General features: G+C 57.0%; 22 protein-coding genes and 2 tRNA genes. 21 read left to right on the top strand and 3 right to left on the bottom strand.

What is annotated here, in order from left to right; genetic code table 11:
- Nucleotides 1–38: 38 nt before the first annotated feature.
- Together ACTRWH_RS10500 and ACTRWH_RS10495 are read left to right on the top strand one after the other, a co-directional pair.
- A complete protein-coding gene (locus ACTRWH_RS10500; RefSeq protein ID WP_036205341.1) occupies nt 39–1,382 on the top strand; it encodes a UDP-glucose dehydrogenase family protein in 1,344 nt (447 codons plus the stop codon).
- A 1-nt stretch (nt 1,383) separates the two neighbouring features.
- Nucleotides 1,384–1,824, top strand: coding sequence for an HIT domain-containing protein (locus tag ACTRWH_RS10495; RefSeq protein WP_041334301.1), 441 nt, complete (start codon nt 1,384–1,386; stop codon nt 1,822–1,824).
- A 27-nt stretch (nt 1,825–1,851) separates the two neighbouring features.
- Here the strand turns inward: ACTRWH_RS10495 and fabR are convergent, their stop codons facing one another.
- Complete coding sequence (fabR, locus tag ACTRWH_RS10490; protein ID WP_075196207.1) at nt 1,852–2,469, bottom strand: HTH-type transcriptional repressor FabR; 618 nt, start codon at nt 2,467–2,469, stop codon at nt 1,852–1,854.
- Between the two features lie 182 nt (nt 2,470–2,651).
- Between fabR and aspS the strand changes: the two genes are divergently transcribed.
- From aspS to nadA, 15 genes are all read left to right on the top strand, one after another.
- Complete coding sequence (gene aspS, locus ACTRWH_RS10485; protein ID WP_036205346.1) at nt 2,652–4,457, top strand: aspartate--tRNA ligase; 1,806 nt, start codon at nt 2,652–2,654, stop codon at nt 4,455–4,457.
- Nucleotides 4,458–4,510: 53 nt separating this feature from the next.
- Complete coding sequence (locus tag ACTRWH_RS10480; RefSeq protein WP_036205347.1) at nt 4,511–5,260, top strand: YebC/PmpR family DNA-binding transcriptional regulator; 750 nt, start codon at nt 4,511–4,513, stop codon at nt 5,258–5,260.
- 9 nt (nt 5,261–5,269) lie between these two features.
- Complete coding sequence (ruvC, locus tag ACTRWH_RS10475) at nt 5,270–5,812, top strand: crossover junction endodeoxyribonuclease RuvC (protein ID WP_379865252.1); 543 nt, start codon at nt 5,270–5,272, stop codon at nt 5,810–5,812.
- 18 nt (nt 5,813–5,830) lie between these two features.
- Nucleotides 5,831–6,463, top strand: a complete 633-nt coding sequence (gene ruvA / locus ACTRWH_RS10470) for a Holliday junction branch migration protein RuvA (protein ID WP_075196204.1) — start codon at nt 5,831–5,833, stop codon at nt 6,461–6,463.
- A 162-nt stretch (nt 6,464–6,625) separates the two neighbouring features.
- Nucleotides 6,626–7,654, top strand: coding sequence for a Holliday junction branch migration DNA helicase RuvB (gene ruvB / locus ACTRWH_RS10465; protein ID WP_317305583.1), 1,029 nt, complete (start codon nt 6,626–6,628; stop codon nt 7,652–7,654).
- Nucleotides 7,647–8,090 carry a YbgC/FadM family acyl-CoA thioesterase gene (locus ACTRWH_RS10460; protein ID WP_091641305.1) on the top strand — a complete coding sequence of 148 codons (444 nt, stop codon included), beginning with the start codon at nt 7,647–7,649 and terminating at the stop codon, nt 8,088–8,090. Before ruvB ends, ACTRWH_RS10460 begins: the two co-directional genes overlap by 8 nt.
- A 14-nt stretch (nt 8,091–8,104) precedes the next feature.
- Nucleotides 8,105–8,794, top strand: coding sequence for a protein TolQ (tolQ, locus tag ACTRWH_RS10455; protein WP_007152467.1), 690 nt, complete (start codon nt 8,105–8,107; stop codon nt 8,792–8,794).
- Nucleotides 8,795–8,837: 43 nt separating this feature from the next.
- Nucleotides 8,838–9,284 carry a protein TolR gene (gene tolR, locus ACTRWH_RS10450; protein WP_036205359.1) on the top strand — a complete coding sequence of 149 codons (447 nt, stop codon included), beginning with the start codon at nt 8,838–8,840 and terminating at the stop codon, nt 9,282–9,284.
- A 78-nt stretch (nt 9,285–9,362) separates the two neighbouring features.
- Nucleotides 9,363–10,337 (top strand): cell envelope integrity protein TolA, encoded by a 975-nt coding sequence (tolA, locus tag ACTRWH_RS10445; RefSeq protein ID WP_036205360.1) that lies wholly within the window; start codon nt 9,363–9,365, stop codon nt 10,335–10,337.
- 62 nt (nt 10,338–10,399) lie between these two features.
- Nucleotides 10,400–11,683: a Tol-Pal system beta propeller repeat protein TolB gene (gene tolB / locus ACTRWH_RS10440; protein ID WP_136633071.1), complete on the top strand. Its 1,284-nt coding sequence runs from the start codon at nt 10,400–10,402 to the stop codon at nt 11,681–11,683.
- A 72-nt stretch (nt 11,684–11,755) separates the two neighbouring features.
- Nucleotides 11,756–12,334, top strand: coding sequence for a peptidoglycan-associated lipoprotein Pal (gene pal, locus ACTRWH_RS10435; RefSeq protein ID WP_036205364.1), 579 nt, complete (start codon nt 11,756–11,758; stop codon nt 12,332–12,334).
- A gap of 12 nt (nt 12,335–12,346) precedes the next feature.
- Nucleotides 12,347–13,132 carry a tol-pal system protein YbgF gene (ybgF, locus tag ACTRWH_RS10430; protein WP_085680251.1) on the top strand — a complete coding sequence of 262 codons (786 nt, stop codon included), beginning with the start codon at nt 12,347–12,349 and terminating at the stop codon, nt 13,130–13,132.
- Nucleotides 13,133–13,217: 85 nt separating this feature from the next.
- Nucleotides 13,218–13,293, top strand: a tRNA-Lys gene (locus tag ACTRWH_RS10425).
- A 66-nt stretch (nt 13,294–13,359) separates the two neighbouring features.
- Nucleotides 13,360–13,435 (top strand) — tRNA-Lys (locus tag ACTRWH_RS10420).
- A gap of 214 nt (nt 13,436–13,649) precedes the next feature.
- Entirely contained in the window at nt 13,650–14,711 is a 1,062-nt protein-coding gene (gene nadA, locus ACTRWH_RS10415) for a quinolinate synthase NadA (RefSeq protein WP_036205367.1), read from the top strand.
- Nucleotides 14,712–14,713: 2 nt separating this feature from the next.
- Here the strand turns inward: nadA and ACTRWH_RS10410 are convergent, their stop codons facing one another.
- The gene (locus ACTRWH_RS10410; protein WP_462826392.1) at nt 14,714–16,192 is read right to left on the bottom strand and encodes a M48 family metalloprotease; all 1,479 of its coding nucleotides are present in this window, start codon (nt 16,190–16,192) and stop codon (nt 14,714–14,716) included.
- 154 nt (nt 16,193–16,346) lie between these two features.
- On the opposite strand from ACTRWH_RS10410, the gene ACTRWH_RS10405 reads away from it, so the two are divergent.
- Together ACTRWH_RS10405 and ACTRWH_RS10400 are read left to right on the top strand one after the other, a co-directional pair.
- Entirely contained in the window at nt 16,347–16,574 is a 228-nt protein-coding gene (locus ACTRWH_RS10405; protein ID WP_036205371.1) for a sulfurtransferase TusA family protein, read from the top strand.
- A gap of 30 nt (nt 16,575–16,604) precedes the next feature.
- Entirely contained in the window at nt 16,605–17,684 is a 1,080-nt protein-coding gene (locus tag ACTRWH_RS10400) for an AI-2E family transporter (protein WP_036205372.1), read from the top strand.
- On the opposite strand, the gene ACTRWH_RS10395 is transcribed toward ACTRWH_RS10400, so the two are convergent.
- Nucleotides 17,681–18,148 (bottom strand): peroxiredoxin, encoded by a 468-nt coding sequence (locus ACTRWH_RS10395; RefSeq protein WP_041334312.1) that lies wholly within the window; start codon nt 18,146–18,148, stop codon nt 17,681–17,683. The two genes, ACTRWH_RS10400 and ACTRWH_RS10395, sit on opposite strands and share 4 nt — an antisense overlap.
- Nucleotides 18,149–18,222: 74 nt before the next feature.
- Between ACTRWH_RS10395 and dapA the strand changes: the two genes are divergently transcribed.
- Nucleotides 18,223–19,098, top strand: a complete 876-nt coding sequence (gene dapA, locus ACTRWH_RS10390; RefSeq protein ID WP_136633253.1) for a 4-hydroxy-tetrahydrodipicolinate synthase — start codon at nt 18,223–18,225, stop codon at nt 19,096–19,098.
- Between the two features lie 37 nt (nt 19,099–19,135).
- On the top strand, nt 19,136–20,233 hold the full coding sequence (gene bamC / locus ACTRWH_RS10385; RefSeq protein WP_136633252.1) for an outer membrane protein assembly factor BamC: 1,098 nt from the start codon (nt 19,136–19,138) through the stop codon (nt 20,231–20,233).
- Nucleotides 20,234–20,246 lie beyond the last annotated feature (13 nt).

The raw sequence follows: 20,246 nt of genomic DNA, 5'->3' as shown, positions 1-20,246 counted from the left end.
ATACCAACCATAAATTGCAGACATCAGGGTTTTAAAGGATGAAAATTACTATTTTTGGCACAGGTTACGTTGGTCTTGTCACGGGTGCCTGTCTGGCCGATGTGGGTCATCACGTTCTGTGTATGGATGTGGATCAGGGCAAGATTGATAAGCTTAGGAACGGCCATATACCGATTTATGAGCCTGGCCTCGAGTCCATCGTAAAGCATACGGTCGAGGCAGGCCGCCTGGCGTTCACCACCGATACCCAAGAAGCCGTGGCCCATGGGTCTCTGCAGTTCATTGCAGTGGGTACACCGCCTGATGAAGACGGTTCCGCCGACCTGCAGTATGTGACCGCCGTGGCGCGCTCCATTGGCCAATATATGGATGACTACAAGGTGGTGGTGGACAAGTCCACCGTGCCGGTTGGTACTGGCGACAGGGTCAAGGCTGCGGTGCGTTCCGAGCTGGACAAGCGCGGGCTGGAGCTGGACTTCGATGTCGTGTCCAACCCTGAGTTTCTTAAGGAAGGCGCGGCCATTACCGATTTCATGAAGCCCGACCGCATTATCGTTGGCACCGACAGTGAGCGGGCCAAAGAGTTGCTGCATGAGGTCTACTACCCGTTCAATCGTAGCCACGACCGCATGATTTTCATGGACATCCGGTCTGCGGAACTGACCAAGTACGCAGCCAACTCCATGCTGGCCACCAAGATCAGTTTCATGAATGAAATAGCCAACCTGGCGGAGCGTTTGGGGGCCGATATAGAAAATGTGCGTCGTGGCATTGGTTCCGACCCCCGCATCGGCTACCACTTTATTTACCCCGGTTGCGGTTACGGCGGCTCCTGTTTCCCGAAAGATGTCCAGGCATTGACCCGCACAGCCAGGGATTGTGACTACGACTCCCGCCTGTTGAACGCCGTGGAAGCCGTGAACAATGCCCAGAAGCACGTGTTGTTCGACAAGATCAGTCATTACTTCGGTGGCAACCTGAAGGGCAAGGTCGTCGCGATCTGGGGGTTGGCATTCAAGCCCAACACCGACGATATGCGTGAAGCATCGTCCCGAGCCCTGATGCAGGACCTCTGGAAGGCCGGAGCGAGCGTGCAGGCCTTTGACCCGGAAGCCATGGAAGAGACCCAGCGTATCTTTGGCGATCAGCCAGGGTTAACCCTCTGCGGCACCAAGGAGCAGGCGCTGAAAGGGGCCGATGTGCTGGCCATCTGTACCGAGTGGAAGGAGTTCCGCTCTCCGGATTTCGAAGCCATAGCCGCAAACCTGAAGGAGCCTGTCGTGTTTGACGGGCGCAACCTGTACGAACCTGAAATGCTTGAGCGCCACGGTATGATCTACTACGCCATTGGCCGTGGCCGGAACCAGTTCCACGGAGGTTAATATGAGTGGGGCGGAGTCGCCGTTTGTTCTGCACGAGCGTCTGGAAGCTGACACAGTCAGCCTCGGACAGAGCAAGCTGTGTGAAATTCGGCTGATGAACGACAGCAACTGGCCCTGGATCCTTCTGGTACCAAGGGTTGGCAGTGTGCGGGAGATCTATCAGCTGGCTCCGGAGCAACAGCGGCAGCTGCTGGCGGAATCGTCCCTTCTTGGGGAGGGCATGATGGAATTGTTCGGTGGGGATAAGCTCAATGTTGCGGCGTTGGGTAACATGGTGCCGCAACTTCACCTTCATCATATCGTGCGTTTTGACGGCGACTCTGCCTGGCCGGGCCCGGTCTGGGGCAAACTTCCGCCGAAGCCCTACAGTGTCAGCGATCTGGCCAGAATAAGCGAACAACTGAAGCCGTTGCTGGGTCGGCTCTCGCAAATAGTGGCGTAGCAATCTCTTCCGGCAAAGCCGGGTAGCTTAGCGTTTGTGCCGGGCGATGGTGCGTGATCCAACGAGGATCATCCTGAGCTCGGTTTTCAGTTTGTCCTTCAAGGCTTCCTTTTCCGGTGGTGTTGCGTCAAGCGCCTCGGCGCCTTGGTTAAACACCAGTGTCACCATGGCGTCTGCCACCAGTTTGGAGTCGGATAGGGGGCGATTCTCTTCATCCGCGATGCGCGCCAGATCTGCAGCCAGTTCGGTCACAAAGTGGTCGATTTCAGCTTTGATGGCGGTGCGGAAGGGTTTTGATACCCCGGTGCTTTCCCTCAGCATCAGACGAAACAGATTGGAGTTGTTGCCAAGATACTCCATGAAGGTGTCCACCGAGGTGCTGATGGCGCTGCCGTTTCGTGCAATTCGCTTGCGTGCCTGGCGCATGAGTTGTCGCAGGGCGACACCGCCTTCGTCCACCAGGGCAAGCCCCAGCTCGTCGAGCTCGGAAAAGTGCCGGTAGAACGATGTCGGCGCAATGCCAGCTTCCCTTGCCACTTCCCGCAGGCTCAGGCTGCCAAAGCCCCGGTCCGCACTGAGCTGAGCAAGGGCGGCGTCCATCAGGGCACGGCGAGTGCGGAGTTTCTGTTCGGCTCGGGCTGACAAGGGCGGCTCCATAGGGCGGTAAATCGGCCCATTCTAGCGGCCAAATGTTTTACCGTCACCCACGGTGATGGAAGCCTGATTTTCCCGTTCATTGTGTTTATAATGGGCCGCTTTTGCAGTAGGGTCCGCCAGAACCATTTTTGCAAACTTTTACGCACACATCAGATACAACGGGAACCGGTATGCGCAGTCATTATTGCGGTGGAATCAACGAATCTCACATCGATCAGGAAGTTACTCTTTGCGGTTGGGTTCATCGTCGCCGCGATCACGGTGGGGTGATCTTTCTGGACCTTCGCGATCGGGACGGTATTTCCCAGGTCGTGTTCGATCCGGATACCCCAGAGAGCTTCAATCTGGCGGAGAAGGTCCGCAGTGAATTCGTTATTCAGGTGACCGGCCGTGTGCGCCGTCGTCCCGCTGGTACCGAAAACGCCAACATGCCGACGGGGCAGGTTGAGCTGCTGGGTAAGCAGTTATCCATCCTGAATGCCGCTGCAACGCCTCCGTTCCCGCTAGATGAGCATGTGGATGTCGGTGAAGACGTTCGCCTGAAGTATCGCTTTGTGGACCTGCGTCGCCCGGAAATGCTGAACCGACTGCGTTTCCGTTCCAGGGTGACCAGCTATATTCGCAACTTTCTGGATAGCAACGGCTTTATGGATGTGGAGACGCCTATCCTGACCCGCGCCACTCCGGAAGGCGCACGTGACTACCTGGTGCCAAGCCGCACCCATGAAGGCTCCTTCTTTGCACTTCCCCAGTCCCCGCAGCTTTTCAAGCAATTGCTGATGGTGTCCGGTGTGGATCGCTATTACCAGATCGCCAAGTGTTTCCGCGACGAAGACCTGCGTGCCGACCGTCAGCCGGAATTCACGCAGATTGACATCGAGGCCTCGTTCATCGACGAGGAGACCTTGATGACCCTGAACGAGAACATGATTCGTTCGCTGTTCAAGGATGTTCTGGAAGTGGATCTGCCTGAATTCCCGCGCATGCCGTACGCCGAGGCAATGCAGCGTTATGGCAGCGACAAGCCGGACCTGCGTATCCCGCTTGAGCTGGTTGACGTGGGTGATCTGGTTGCGGGCGTTGACTTCAAGGTGTTTGCCGGTCCGGCTAATGACCCCAAGGGCCGCGTAGCAGCACTACGTGTTCCGAAGGGCGGCGAGCTGACCCGCAAACAGATCGACGACTACACCAAGTACGTGGGTATCTACGGTGCCAAGGGGCTGGCCTACATCAAGGTCAATGATACTTCCAAGGGCGTTGAAGGCCTGCAGTCGCCGATCATCAAATTCCTGGGTGACGATGTTGCGCAGGCTGTCATCGAGCGCTCCGGTGCGGAAGATGGCGATATCGTGTTCTTCGGCGCCGATAAGACCAACGTGGTCAACGAAGCCCTGGGCGCGCTTCGCATCAAGGTCGGCCACGACCTGAACATGCTGACGTCCGAGTGGGCGCCGATGTGGGTGGTGGACTTCCCGATGTTCGAGGAAACATCTGACGGAAGCCTGACTGCGATTCACCATCCGTTCACGGCGCCATCCTGTTCTGGTGACGAGCTGGAAGCGTCACCGGCGACGGCATTGTCCCGCGCCTACGACATGGTGCTCAATGGCACCGAGCTCGGTGGCGGTTCCATCCGTATTCATGACGAAAAAATGCAGGAAAGCGTGTTCCGTACCCTGGGTATTGAGCACGAAGAAGCACGAGCCAAGTTCGGGTTCCTGCTGGATGCGCTGAAATACGGTTGCCCTCCCCATGGTGGCCTGGCGTTTGGTCTGGACCGGTTGATCATGCTGATGACCGGTGCCAGTTCTATCCGTGATGTGATTGCGTTCCCGAAAACCCAGAGCGCCACCTGTCTGATGACACAGGCTCCCGGAGAAGTGGACGACAAGCAGTTGCGTGAGCTTCATATTCGCCGCCGCAAGCCCGTGGCTAAGGCCGGCGAAAGTAAGGAAGACACCCAGGCAGGCGAGTAACGCAATGCCGGAGCACACCCCTATGTGTGCTCCGCGACTGAACGGAGTTGATTATGGCTGGACACAGTAAATGGGCCAACATCAAGCACCGTAAAGCGGCTCAGGACGCCAAACGCGGTAAGATTTTCACCAAGATCATTCGCGAGTTGACGGTGGCGGCCCGTCAGGGCGGGGGAAACCCGGATGACAATCCGCGATTGCGGGGCGTGATCGACAAGGCCCTCACCGCCAACATGAAGAAGGACACTATCGAGCGCGCCGTTGAGCGGGGTGCCGGGGATGGTGACGACAGCAATTACGAGGAACTGACCTACGAAGGGTACGGTCCCGGTGGCGTTGCTATCTTTGTGGAAGTCATGACGGATAACCGCAACCGCACTGTGGCCGACATTCGTCACGCCCTGAACAAGATGGGTGGTAATCTCGGCACTGACGGTTCGGTAGCGTATCTGTTCAGTAAGCAGGGTATTATCAGCTACAGCCCGGAGATGGACGAAGACCGGCTGATGGAAGCGGCCCTGGTTGCCGGTGCCGAGGACCTGGCGACGCTCGGCGACGGCTCTTTCGAGATAGTCACCGTGCCAGATCAGTTCCTCGATGTTAAACAGTCCCTGGTGGAGTCCGGCCTGATACCCGATAACGCAGAAGTCACTATGGTGCCCTCAACCACTGTAGAGCTGGATGAGGAGGGCGCAGAGCCCATCCTCAAGCTCATCGATATGCTGGAAGACCTGGACGATGTGCAGAATGTCTATCACAACGCCGATATATCGGCGGACGTGATGGAGGCACTCCATCAATAAGGGCGCAACGTGTCGATAATCATGGGGGTGGACCCAGGGTCACGCATTACCGGTTACGGCATTGTCCGGGCCGAGGGCCGGGTGATCGAATATATTGACAGTGGATGCATCCGGGTCGGCGAGAAGCCCATGGCGGAACGCCTGCAAACCATCTTCCATAGTCTGGCAACGCTCATTGGCGAATACCGCCCTGAAGAATTCGCCATCGAGCAGGTATTCATGGCCCGTAACCCGGATTCAGCGCTGAAGTTGGGGCAGGCCAGGGGAGCGGCGATTGTAGCGGCCGCCAACAGCGGTTTGCCGGTTCACGAGTATTCCGCCCGCCAGGTCAAGCAGGCGGTGGTGGGTAAAGGCGGCGCTGATAAGTCCCAGGTCCAGCATATGGTCCAGGTGTTGCTGGCCCTGTCTCGCAAGCCGCAGGCCGACGCGGCAGACGCCCTGGCGATTGCGCTGTGCCACGCCCACATGAGCCAGAGCGTTGCCCGGCTGGCGTCCGGAGGTGGCGGGAAAGTGCGAAGTGGCCGGGTCCGAAGAAATAACCAGACTCATTGAAGTCCAGGGAGAAACCCGTTGATTGGTCGTATCCGAGGCATCCTGATTGAAAAATCCCCCGCCCAGGCATTGGTGGAATGCGCCGGCCTGGGGTATGAAGTCGATATTCCCTACACCACCTTCTTTAACCTTCCTGAAACCGGCGACGAGCTGGTTCTCCACACCCACTTTGTTGTTCGCGAGGACGCCCAGAGCCTCTACGGCTTCTCTTCACGGCTGGACCGGGACCTGTTCCGGTTGCTGATCAAGGTTAATGGGGTTGGTCCCAAGCTTGCCGCCGGGATTCTGTCGGGGTTGGATGCGAATCAGTTTATCCGCTGCGTTGAGGCTCGCGATGCTAATGCCCTGGTCAAGCTTCCCGGTGTTGGCAAGAAAACCGCCGAACGCCTGCTTATTGAAATGACAGATCGTATAGGGCAACTTGAAGGGCAGTTCACGCCAGCGTCGCCAAATGCGACGGTTACCTCCGACTCAGCCAACGCGAGCATTGCTGCAGGTCATGACCCCAGGGAAGAGGCGGAAGCCGCACTGATTGCCCTGGGGTACAAGCCACAGGAGGCGTCCAAGGCGATCAGCAAAGTGGCGGAAGAGAACATGTCGAGCCAGGAATTGATTCGGTTGGCGCTACGGGCAATGATTCCTGCCAACTAATGGGTAACGGGCTGATTAAAAGAGTGTCATTAATCGCATCCTGGCCCCATATGTGTAGAGAGCGTAACGTGACAGCAAAAGCGCCGTTTGTACAATTGGGGCATAATGAACCCGATACGAGTGTACAGGCATGTTGTTGATTTCCTCTGAGCGGGTAGTTCAATGATTGAATCGGATCGCCTGATTACAGCCCAGGCCGGACAATATGAGGAAGTGCAGGATCGAGCGATCCGTCCCGGTGTGCTTGCGGACTATGTTGGTCAGCCGGCTGTGCGGGAGCAGATGGAAATCTTCATTTCCGCCGCGCGAGGTCGCCAGGAGGCATTGGATCATGTGCTGATCTTTGGTCCGCCGGGGCTGGGCAAGACCACGCTCGCCAACATCATTGCCAATGAAATGGGTGTGTCCATTAAGACCACATCCGGCCCGGTGTTGGAAAAAGCCGGTGATCTGGCCGCCATGCTGACCAACCTCGAAGAGGGTGATGTCCTCTTCATTGATGAAATTCATCGTCTCAGCGCCGCCGTGGAAGAAGTGCTCTACCCGGCGATGGAAGACTACCAACTGGATATCATGATTGGAGAGGGCCCGGCGGCCCGCTCCATCAAACTGGACCTGCCCCCCTTTACCCTGGTGGGTGCGACGACACGCGCCGGGCTTCTGACGTCGCCGCTGCGGGATCGTTTCGGCATCGTCCAGCGCCTTGAGTTCTATAACACCAAGGATCTGACGGATATTATTCTCCGTTCCGCGCGATTGTCATCGGTCTCTATCGACAACGGCGGTGCTTACGAAATTGCCCGTCGTTCCCGGGGAACACCCCGTATTGCCAACCGCCTGCTACGCAGAGTGCGTGACTTTGCTGAGGTAAAAGCGGATGGCAGCATTAGTGAGTCCATTGCGGACCAGGCACTGAACATGCTGAAAGTGGACGCCCAGGGGTTTGATCACATGGACCGGCGCCTGCTTTTGGCGATGATTGAAAAGTTTGATGGTGGCCCGGTCGGTGTCGAAAGTCTGGCAGCGGCGATCAGTGAAGAACGAGGCACTATCGAAGACGTTCTTGAGCCGTTCCTGATTCAGCAGGGTTTCATGGTACGTACGCCCCGTGGGCGTATGGTGACGTCCAATGCCTACCAGCATTTTGGTGTCGTGCCATCCGGTCCGGAACGGGAGGACCTGTTTGACTGAGCGTTATGATTCATCGGTCGGGTTGGCGGTTCGCGTGTACATCGAGGATACCGACGCCGGCGGTATCGTATACCACGCGAAGTACCTGCACTATATGGAGCGTGCCCGTACGGAGTGGGTTCGTCACAAGGGTGTCGGGCTTCGCGCCGGTCTGGCGGATAACATCAGTTACGTTGTCCAGCGCCTGTCGATTCACTACGGTGCTCCGGCCAGGCTCGACGATGGGTTGCGAGTGACCGCGGAGCCAGTGGCGTTCGGCCGTGTATGGATGGATTTTCGTCAACAGGTTGTTCGCCGCTCCGATGACAAGGTACTGGCCTCGGCGGATGTGCGTGTGGCCTGTATAGCACTGGATTCCGGCCGGCCAAGACGCCTTCCGGTAAACATGCTGGAGTTGCTGGAAAGCAGCCTGAAAACCAATTCACAAGTGGAATAATCCAGGAGTAAAAGGTGGAGTCAGAAGTTTCTGTTTGGTATCTCATCGCCAACGCCGGTGTGCTGGTTCAGCTGGTTATGCTGTTGCTTGCCCTGGCGTCCATTATCTCCTGGGCACTGATCTTCCAGCGCCTGAAGGTGTTCCGCAAGGCCAAGCAGGCCCAGTATGCGTTCGAGGAACGGTTCTGGTCCGGAATGGACCTGGGTCAGCTCTACCGGGAAGTGAACAGTAATCCGACGCCGTTCTCCGGCATGGAGTCGTTGTTCCGGGCTGGTTTCAAGGAATTTTCCCGTCTGCGCCAGCAAAGCCGGGATGCCGATGCCGTCATGGAAGGCACCCAGCGTGCGATGCGAGTGGCGTTTTCCCGTGAGCAGGAGCGGTTGGAGATGCACTTGCCGTTTCTTGCAACCGTCGGCTCCACCAGCCCCTATGTCGGTCTGTTTGGCACGGTCTGGGGCATCATGAATTCATTTCGGGGACTGGCTCAGGTTCAGCAGGCGACCCTCGCCACGGTAGCCCCCGGTATTTCCGAGGCATTGATAGCAACGGCAATGGGCTTGTTTGCGGCCATCCCCGCCGTGATTGCCTATAACCGTTTCTCCGCTATTTCCGATGCGCTGCTGAAGAACTATGAAACCTTTGCCGATGAGTTTTCGAGCATCCTCCATCGCCGTGTGCATAACAGCGAGCAGTCAGCCGCATGAGGAAGGCAGCCAGTAACGGACAGCCAGTCGGGAGAGCAGAAACATGAAAGGCATGGGAATGATGCCGGCGAGAAGTCGCAAGCCGATGTCTGAAATCAACGTCGTACCCTACATCGACGTCATGCTGGTGCTGCTGATCATCTTTATGGTGACGGCGCCGATGCTGACGCAAGGCGTAAAAGTGGATCTGCCGGAAACCACATCGCAGCCGATCCAGTCCGACAAGAACGTGGAATCCATTGTGGTATCGGTGGACAGCAATGGTGCGTATTTCATGGATATCGGGGATGAAAGCAGTGACCCGATGTCACTCGCGGACATTCGCGACCGGATCGCCAAAATCCTGTCCCAGCGTACGGACCGCGAAGTGCTTGTTCGGGGTGATGAGCATGTTGAGTACGGTACCGTTGTTCGACTGATGGCTCAGTTACAGGCCGCAGGGGCTTCTAATGTCGGATTGATCACCGAAGCGCCATCCATTGATGAGTAGGTACAGAGCAGGCAGGTTTTTGTGAGAGGTCATGAGCGTGATGTAACCAACACTGGCCAGCCGCCCTGGAAGTCGCCCGTGGCTCTGTCAATCCTGCTGCATGGGTTGATCCTGGGCGTGGCCTTGGCCGGATGGACGTGGACCAATCCCTCGGAGGATCCGCCGCCGCCCAGTATTTCTGCGCGCCTGATCACCCCGAACGAGCCCGAACCCAGCCCGGTGACGGAACCGGTTGATGAACCGGATCGTGATGAAGAACGCAGGCAGGAGGAAGAGCGGAAGCGTAAGGAAGAAGCCGAACGTCGAAAGGCCGAAGAGGAACGCGAACGGGAAGAGGCTCGCCGCATCCAGCAGGAGAAAGAGCGCAAGCAGGAACAGCAGCGCCAGGAAGAGGCGGCGAAGCGCGAACGTGAACAGCAGCGCAAAGCGGAAGAGGCTGCCCGCCAGAAGGCTGCTGCTGAAGCCAAGGAGCGTGAACGTCAAAAGGCCGAGGAAGAAAAGCGTCGCCAGGAAGAGGCTGCCCGGAAGGCCGCCGAGGAAAAACGCCGTGCGGAGGAGCAGCGCCGCAAGGAAGAAGCTGAGCGCAAGGCGAGGGAAGAGCGAGAGCGCCAGGAAGCTGAACGCAAACGCAAAGAGCGTGAGCGGCGTCTGAAAGAACAGCAACTGGAAGCCCTGGCGGAAGAAGCCCAGCAGGAACGCGAGGCGGAGGAGCGCCGTAAGAGGGAGGCGGCTGCCGCTAAAGCGCGCGAAGCGCAGATGCTGACGGAAAGCCAGAAATATCAGGCGCTGATTCGTGAACGATTGAGCCAGGCCTGGTATCCGCCATCATCGGCAACCGAGGAGATGACTGCGCGGCTTCAGATCACTTTGCTACCGACTGGTGAACTTGCCTCGGTAAAGCTTGTCTCCACCAGTGGCAACACGGCATTCGACAATTCGGCGCTGGGCGCGGTTAAGTCGTTGAATCGTTATCCGATTCCCGATGATCGGGACACGTTTGAAAAGTATTTTCGCCAGTTTACGATTGAGTTCAATCCTCGGCGGTTGAGATAAGGACAATGGGAAATCAAATGACGAACCGGAGTACTAAAGGCACAACCCCAACCGGCATGGTAATGACATGGTTGCTGATGCTGGCGGTGATGATAGGGAGCAGTCCGGCGGCCCACGCAGAGCTGTTGATCCGAATCACGGAGGGTGCGGATTCGGCCATCCCGGTCGCCGTGGTCCCATTCGCTGAATCCGGCACCATGCCGTCCGGCGATAAGATCAGCAGTATCATCCGCGACGACCTCACCATGAGCGGTGAATTCAAGCCACTGCCACCAGAGAAAATGCTCAGCCTGCCGTCAAAGGGTGATGAGGTCTATTTTCGCGACTGGCGACTTCTGGGGCAGCGTTACGTTCTGGTCGGTCAGTTGACACGTACCGGCGACAAGATTGAAGCCCGGTATGAGTTATACGATGTGAACCGCGAGGAGCGGATCCTTGGGGCAACGGCGTCCTCATCGGTGAATAGCACACGGAGCCTTGCCCACCACATCAGTGACAAGGTCTATGAGGCTATCACCGGTGTGCCGGGCGCATTTTCTACCAAGCTGGCCTACGTCACGCTTCAGCGATCCGGTGGCAACGCCCTGTATCGGCTGCAGGTCAGTGACGTGGATGGCAAAAGGGCCAAGGTCAGGCTGGAAAGCGATGAACCCATTTTGTCACCAGCCTGGTCGCCCGACGGTAAGAGGCTTGCCTATGTGTCGTTTGAAACCGGTAAGCCTGCAATCTATATCCACGAGCTTTCATCGGGCAACCGCACGCGGATCGCGGACTTCCGGGGTTTGAATTCAGCTCCCGCATGGGGCCCGGATGGTCGGTCGTTGCTTATGACCCTGTCGAAGGACGGCAATGCCGAGGTCTACAAGATGGATATTCAGAGTCGCTCGCTCAAGCGGCTGACCAATCACTGGTCTATTGATACTGAGCCCACCTGGGATCATACGGGTGAAGGTTTCTTCTTTACGTCTGATCGTTCCGGTGGGCCGCAGATCTACCACAAGTCCAGTGAGAGTGCGGAACCCCGCAGGATTACCTTCGGTAGCCGCTACAATGCCCGCCCGCGGCCAGACAATGACGGCAAGTACGTCTACTATGTGCATCAGAGAGACAAGGCGTTTCATATAGCACGGACTAACTTGCAGACGGAGGAAGAAACGATTCTCACTCGAACTGAGTCCGATGAGTCGCCCAGTGTTTCGCCCAATGGCCGGATGTTGATCTATGCAACCAAGCAGGGCGGCGACAGTGTACTAACTGTAATTGCCGCGGATGGCGGAGCGGCCTATAGTCTGCCGGCCTCGGAGGGTGATGTGCGTGAACCGGCATGGTCACCGATCGTCAAGTAAACCGGAACTCCGAACAGAACAGGTTCGTTTGCATTAACGTACAACAGACTCTCAAAAAGGAAGGAAGTGATTATGAACGTATCAGCTCACCACAAGTTATTCGCCATGGTAATGTCTCTTGGTCTGATCGCCGGTTGCAGCAGCACCGGTGAGACCACTGAAGACGGTGCGTACGGTTCCGATGTCTCTGCTGTCGACCAGGAAGGTGGCAGCACTGTTTATGGCGGCGATGATGACGGCGGTGTGTCTTCATCCGAGATGAGCGAAGAGCAGCGTCGTGAAGCGGAAGCTCGTGCTGCGCGGGCGGAAGAAGCCGCCATGCGCGAAATCACCACCTTCTACTTTGATTTTGATACCTCCGAAATCAAAACCGAAGCCCGCGATGTGCTGGTGGCCCACGCCCGGTTCCTGCAAGCCAATCCGGGGCAGAATGTCCGTATTGAAGGGCATGCTGATGAGCGCGGCACCAAAGAATACAACCTCGCATTGGGCGAGCGTCGTGCCAACGCCATCGAGCGTTTCCTGATCGTGAACGGTGCTTCCCGCGGCCAGACGGAAACCATCAGCTACGGTGAAGAAAAGCCGGCAGTGATGGGTTCCAGTGAGAGCGCGTGGGCCCAGAACCGTCGCGTTGAACTCGTTTTCCAGTAACAGGCGAACCCCATGAGACATCTGCTCATGGCGACAGTGATGCTCCCGCTTGCCTTCGGGCATGCGGGCGGCGCGCTGGCGCAATCCGTTTCTCCAGCGTTCCAGGACAATGCGTCCGAGGCAGAACGCAAGGCTGGCAACAGTCAGGCCAATGCGGAACTGTTCTACATGATTCAGCAACTGCAGGGCGAGGTTCGTCGATTGCAGGGGCGGGTCGAAGAGCAGCGCAACCTCATTGATCGGCTTACCAAGCAGTCACGGGACCGCTACATCGATCTTGACCAGCGAATTCTGAAACTCTCTGAAAAGGTCTCGGAAGCACCAGCGACGAGCTCAGCGAGCTCAGAGGGCGCGGCCGATTCGGCTGAGGCAGCAGGAAATTCGGGGGTGAAAACCAGAATCTACCGGCAGCCTTCCGACAAGGAGCGAACGGAATACCAGAAAATCCAGACTCTGATTCATCAGGAAAAGAACTACGACCAGGCGATCAACGGGTTGTACGACTTCATTGATGAGTATGAGGAAGGGGACCTGACGGTCAACGCCTATTATTGGCTGGGCGAAGTGTACCTCGTTGAGGAACAGCTCGAACAGGCGCGGCAGGCGTTCACCATCGTTGCAACCCGTTATGGGGATCATCGCAAGGCGCCGGACGCTGTTTACAAGCTTGGCGTGACCCTGGACCGGCTTGGCGATAAGGAGCAGGCTCGCGGGCGTATGGAAACCGTGGTCCGCGACTATCCGAATACCAGCGCTGCTGAGTTGGCCAAGAAGTACCTCGACTCCAGTAACGGCTGATCGTGCTTGCCACGAAGAATGTTGAGAAACCTGGGAATTAGGGGTTGATCGGCGCTGAAAAATCATTACTATATGCGCCTCGTTTGGGTCGTTAGCTCAGTTGGTAGAGCAGTTGGCTTTTAACCAATTGGTCGAAGGTTCGAATCCTTCACGACCCACCAAATTACGAACGAGGCGGTGGACTGAGTCGTCGCGTTGTTCTGGTCCGGATTCGGGCCGACAGTTATGGGTCGTTAGCTCAGTTGGTAGAGCAGTTGGCTTTTAACCAATTGGTCGAAGGTTCGAATCCTTCACGACCCACCAATAGAACAGGAAGCCAAAGCGGCTCCTGTCGAAAAAAGAGCCTTCGGGCTCTTTTTTTTTGGGTATACGGTCATACATCTGTGATAGTGGGCGTAGTTAAAAGGGTGCGTGTAAGTAACCTAAGCAAAACTCTGTGACAGCAGGGTGTCAGCCCAGTGAAAGTCGTGGCCGAAGTGATATACTTCCGACGTTAACGCAATACAGAGATGCAGTAATGACGCGAGTTGAAGACCGTATTCTCGTTCAGGAACATCTGGCACACCAGGCGGAGCCAAAGACCCTGAGCGACGACGAGAAAGCCAACCTTGAGTCCCGTATTCGAGCAGCGCTGAAAGCGCAGGATGCGGTGCTCGTGGCTCATTACTACACCGACCCTGACATTCAGCGCCTGGCGGAGGAAACCGGCGGCTGTGTTGCCGATTCGCTGGAAATGGCCCGGTTTGGCAACCAGCACAAAGCGTCAACCGTGGTCGTGGCAGGTGTCCGTTTCATGGGCGAAACCGCCAAGATTCTGAACCCGGAAAAACGTGTGCTGATGCCCACGCTGGAGGCCACCTGTTCACTGGATATTGGCTGCCCCGCGGACGAATTCTCGGCCTTTTGCGACCAGCACCCCGACCGTACCGTTGTGGTCTACGCCAATACCTCCGCAGCGGTGAAGGCAAGGGCGGACTGGGTGGTTACCTCCAGTTGTGCTCAGGCCATTGTGGAGTCGCTGGATGCCCGTGGTGAAAAAATACTCTGGGCCCCGGACAAGCATTTAGGCCATTACGTGCAGAAAACCACCGGTGCGGATGTGTTGCTCTGGGATGGTTCATGCATCGTACATGAAGAGTTCAAGTACCGGGGGCTGGAGGATCTGAAAGCGCTGTATCCGGATGCGGCGGTTCTGGTGCACCCTGAGTCGCCCAACGCGGTGGTCGAGATGGCCGATGTTGTCGGTTCGACCTCTCAGCTGATTCATGCGGTACAGACGCTGCCCAACGATCAGTTTATCGTTGCCACCGACAACGGCATTTTCTACAAGATGCAGCAGTTGGCCCCCAACAAGACCTTGATTGAGGCGCCAACAGCCGGAAATGGCGCCACCTGTCGTAGCTGCGCCCATTGCCCGTGGATGGCGATGAATGGCCTCGAGAACCTGCTGTCGGTGATTGAGAACGGTGACCAGGAGGTTCATGTGGACCCGTCGTTGCGGGAGGATGCGTTGAGGCCGCTTCAGCGAATGCTGGATTTCACCGCCGAGATGAATCTGAAGGCCGCCGGCAACGCCTGACGTCAGCTGCGGCGCTGGTTCAGCCGCTCTGACACCTGCGACAATCGTTCGGTCACGATTTGGCGCAATGGCGCTCCGGCGGGGAGTCTTTCCTGGGCCTGTCGCAACTGGCGCTGGGCTGCCTCAAGGTCGCCCATCAGGATATCGTATTCGGCCCTCGCCCGGTGCACCCCAACGATGTTGCGCGCCAACCCTTCGGCTTCCGCCAACCTCAGCCAGAGATGCTCTTTCTTCGGCAGTTCCCGCGTCAGTCTGTGGAGGTATTCGGCGGCACGTTCGCCGTTACCCGCCGCGGTTTCCAGGTGTGCGAGCATGTCGGTAATCGGGTAGTTGCCGGGATTTCTTGCAAGGGCTTCGGAAAGCAGGCTGCGAGCTTCGTTGAGCTTGTCCTGCTCAATCAGCGCCTCTGCGAGTGTCACCTGATAGGTGATGCGCCCCGGTGTTCCATCGAGCAGCCTTTCAAGCTCAATAATCGCCTCACTCTGGTTTCCATTTCTCAGCAACGCCACCGCCAGGCCGTAGCGAATGGCATCCGGCTTTTCGGTGTCCGAACGGTTCAGGTAGTCATTGAACGTTTCCACAGCGATGTCTGCGGACTTTGCGTATCGAACCTGAAGCCGGGATCGAACCAGATGATACTCCTGGGCATCGGCCACATCCCTGCGAGGGTATTGTTCGGCGCGGTTGCGGGTGTCGGATACACGATTCTGCGTCAGCGGGTGGGTGGACAGGTACTCCGGAACCCGGTTTCCCTGCAGGCGGTTCTGTCGCATCATGATCTCGAACATTTCCGGCATCCCTCTCGGGTCCATGCCGGAGCTGGCCAGTATGTCCATGCCAACCCGGTCAGCTTCCTGTTCATGGGCCCGGCTATAAGCCAACATATTCTGTACTGCCAGTGCCTGGGTGCCTGCGATGGCCGCTATGCCGACATCCGACTGGGTAACCGCTGAGAGGATGATGCCGGCGATCATGCCGGCAATGGTCAACGGGGCGCTGGTTTCCTGTTGCTCCAGGCGCCTGGCGAAATGGCGCTGGCTCAGGTGCGCCAGTTCGTGGGCCAGAACCGAGGCAAACTGTTGCTCACTCTCGGCATTCAGGAACAGGCCGCCATTAACGCCGACGACATTGCCGGGGACCGCAAAGGCATTGATGTCGGGGCTGTCGATGATCGCCAGCGTGAGGTCGCTGCTACTCAGAGGTGCCGAGGGTACGAGGCGATAAATGATCGAGTTCAGGTAGTCCTGGACCAGGGCATCGGTGATCTGAGGGGCGGATCGCCGGATGGATGTCATCACTTGACGCCCGATATCCGTTTCCTGGCGCTCAGAGATAAGCCCACCACCGGCGCCACCAATGGACGGCAGTGTGCTATCCGACGATTGTGCCGAGGCCTGGCTGACCGTCAGTGAAAACGCCAGGGCAAAGGCGGATGCCAGGGTGCCTGGCCGTTGAGTTCGGCGGCGGTTTGTTACAGTCATGAATAGGCGATGTCCGTTGTCATGGGGTTCTCTCTGACAGCATTGTGCCACCGAAAGTTCTATCGGGGTTCGTCTGTTACGATTGAGGTGCAATACAGTACCACTGTGGGCATAATGCCGGCTCCTGTTTTGAACATACGGATGCCTTATCGCCATGGCTGATCGAACACTGGACGCATCGGGCCTGCGCTGTCCGATGCCGCTATTGAAAACCAAGCTCGAACTCAACAGCATGTCTCCCGGCCAGGAACTTGAAGTTATCGCCACAGACGCCGGTTCTGCAAGGGATATTCCTGCGTTCCTCGAACTGTCGAGTCATGAGCTGGTCCGCACATCCGAACAGGGTGGCTGTTTCACCTTTGTGATAAAGTGCGGCGGTTAAGCCCGTAGTAATGACCCTCCGGAGTCGTTGATGATCAGAATTTTACGTGGTCTCGCCCACAAATACTTTTCAGATGAAGAAGCCGTCATTCTTTTCCTGCTGATACTGGCAGGCGTCGTCTTCATCATTTTTTTCGGCTCCATGCTGGCGCCCGCGATTGCGGCGGTTATTGTTGCCTTTATCCTCCAGGGGCTGGTCACCAAGCTTAATCGGCTCGGAATTCCGGAAATCGTATCCATCATAGGCGTGTTCTTTGTCTTCCTGGGGCTGTTGATTGGCGTCCTGTTCGGGCTGTTACCTCTGATCTGGACCCAGGTGACCGGGCTGGCGGGCGAAGCGCCTCGTATTTTCAGAGAGATGCAGTCCTATCTTGAAGTGCTTCCTGAGCAGTATCCAACGCTGATATCCATGGAAGGCATCAACACCATCTACAATCAGGTAACCACCGAAGCCGGCCGCATGACCCAATGGCTGGTGTCCTTTTCACTGGAAAGCATTCCGGATCTGGTGGCGCTGCTGATCTACATGGTGTTGCTGCCGATTCTCGTATTCTTCTTCCTCAAGGACCGCCGGGTGCTACTGGGTGCGATCGCTCGCATGCTGCCATCCCAACGCCCGATGATGGTCCGGATATGGCATGAAGTGAATCTTCAGTGTGCCAACTACGTGCGGGGAAAGGCGGTGGAGATACTGATCGTTGGAGGTATCACCTACGTGGCCTTCAAGGTTCTGGGTATGCCCTATGCGGCCCTGCTGTCACTGATGGTGGGTCTGAGCGTGGTGATTCCCTATATCGGGGCGGCTGTTGTCACCATTCCGGTCGCCATGATCGCCTTGTTCGCCTTCGGGTGGGGCAGCCAGTTTATCTGGGTCATGGTGGTGTACGGTGTGATCCAGGCGCTGGATGGCAACGTTCTGGTTCCCATCCTGTTCTCGGAAGTGAATAATCTGCACCCTGTCGCCATCATCGTGGCTGTGTTGTTCTTTGGTGGCATCTGGGGTTTGTGGGGTGTGTTCTTCGCCATACCGCTGGCGACCATGCTCAAGGCGATCTTCTCGGCATGGCCGGTCAAGTACGGGCAGGCAGAGACGTTGCCAAAGGAGTCTTAAAGACTCCTGACGGCCTCCAGCACTTCGTCAACGTGGCCTGGTACTTTCACGCCTCGCCACTCCCTGCGAAGGACCCCGTCCTTGTCGATCAGGAAGGTGCTGCGGTCAATGCCCATATATTCCTTGCCATAGAGCTTCTTCAGCTTGATGACATCGAACTGTTGGCAGAGGGCTTCGTCCTTGTCGGAAATCAGGTGGAAGGGAAATGCCTGCTTTTCGCGGAAGTTGTCGTGGGCTTTCAGGCCGTCACGTGACACGCCCAAAATAACCGTATCGAGTGCTTCAAACTGGTCGTGCCGATCGCGGAAATCCTGACCTTCAGTGGTGCATCCGGGGGTGTTGTCCTTGGGGTAGAAATAGACCACCACATTCTGGCCTTTCAGGTCCGATAAACGAATGGTTTGATCTCCGGTAGCCGGGGCCTCAAAATCATCAACAGGACGGTTCAGTTCGGGTGCTGACATGACATCTCCTTTAATTCCCTTGTGTCAGTGGGTGCCCAACATTACCATATCGTTTTTATTCGTACGGAGTTTTTATGATTACGGGGAGCCTTGTCGCACTGGTCACGCCCATGCATTCCGATGGCAGCGTTCATTGGGAGCACCTTGATAAGCTGGTGGACTTTCATCTCGACAACGGAACGCACGGTATCGTGGCCGTTGGAACGACGGGTGAATCCGCCACGCTGGACCCGGAAGAGCACATGCGGGTGGTGGGGCATATCATAAAACGCGTCAATGGCCGCATTCCTGTGATTGCCGGTACCGGCGGTAACAGTACTCGCGAAGCCATAGAGCTGACCGAAGAAGCTCACAAGCTGGGTGCCGATGCCTGTCTGCTTGTCGTCCCGTACTACAACAAGCCGACCCAGGAAGGGCTCTACCAGCACTTCAAGACCATTGCTGAGGCTGTCCCGGTCGATCAGATTCTCTACAACGTTCCCGGCCGAACGGCGTGCGACATGCTGAACGAAACCGTTGAGCGCCTGGCAGATATTCCGAACATCATCGGCATCAAGGATGCAACCGGCAATATTCCCCGTGGTGCAGAGCTGGTTGAAGCCGTTAAAGGCCGCCTGGTGGTCTACTCTGGCGACGACGCGACGGCCGCCGGACTGATGCTTGCCGGCGCCAAAGGCAACGTCTCCGTTACCGCCAACGTGGCGCCCAAGGGCATGGCTGCGTTGTGCGAAGCCGCCATCGCCGGAAATGAGGAGGAAACCGAGCGGCTTAACGAGTTGCTCATGCCTCTGAACCGCAAACTTTTCCTCGAGGCCAATCCCATCCCCGTGAAGTGGGCTCTCTATCATATGGGTATGATCGGGGAGGGCATTCGCCTTCCGCTCACCCCTCTGAGTGACAGGTTCCACGGCGAAGTGGAAGACGCACTGAAAGCCTCTGGCGTACTCTGAGTCAGGCTGTACCATCTATCGTAACTGGAGTCGCCTGATGGCGTTTAGGTTCAGGACAGAAATCGAAAAAACCGAAAAATGCATCAGGCCCCTGGCGGGCCTGATGTTTGTTATGGCCCTGTCAGGCTGTAGCTTGATCGAAGACCGCTCAGAGCGCTATGTCAATGCCTCGGAAGGCACGCCTCTGAAACTGCCGGAAACGGCGGATGAAGGCGAGTTTGGTCAGATCATGCCGATACGCGAAGCGACCGCTGCCGACTCGGGCCGTATGTATCGGGGAAGCATACCCAGGCCGCCGGATATGACCTCCGATATCCTTGACGAAAATTATCTGGTTGAGGAACTGGATGGCCAGATATGGCTGCTGGTGAATGATGTTCCAGGTCGCCTTTGGCCTGCAGTCACCTCCTACATGAATGAGAACGGTCTTGGTGTGGCGTACGACAGCCCCCAGCTCGGCCTGATGCAGAGTGAGTTGGTTAACTTCAGCAAGCAGGCGAGGGAATTGCTGGAGCTGCCGGAAAACCCCGACGGACCAGAAGCGAAAGTGGTTGTCCAGGCCCGTGTTGCGCCCGGTGTGCGCCGCAAAACCACAGAGGTTCAATTCCGTTCCTTCGAAGTTGCTGATGATCCGAACGAACTGATGGCTTGGGGCGGTGGGGATACCCGTAGCCGCGAGCAACTCGATACCAGTCGGAAGCTGCTCGAAGACCTGGCCCAGTATTTACGCAACCGGGAAGACAGTAAGTCTTACTCCCGTGCGGCATTGGGCATGGCCAGCGAACCCCTGGTCAAGTTGGTATCGGACGACGAAACGCCCAGGGAAATTGTAATGAGCCTGGATTACGGCCGGGCTTGGGCGGAGGTTCGCCGAGCGGTGGATGACGCGGGCATACCGGTGATCGACCTGAACCGTGAAGACGGATATTTCTTTGTGGATTTCCGGCCGGAATCCGAGCGCGAGCCGGGATGGTTCAGCTGGTTCTCCGACGCCCCGGAACCGGTACATTCGTTTGATATACGGCTTGAGGAGCGTGACGGCGACATTGTCGTTTCCACCGCCATCGCCGAGAGTTACGATGGTGAGAATCGCTCGACCGAGCTGCTTTCAGAACTGTTCGAATATCTTTACTAATGCAAGCAGTGCC

It is taken from the genome of Marinobacter sp. G5_S1_61_S3 (assembly GCF_054968585.1).
Note: the sequence above shows the minus strand (reverse complement) of the source record. Positions and strands in the feature narration are given on the sequence as shown.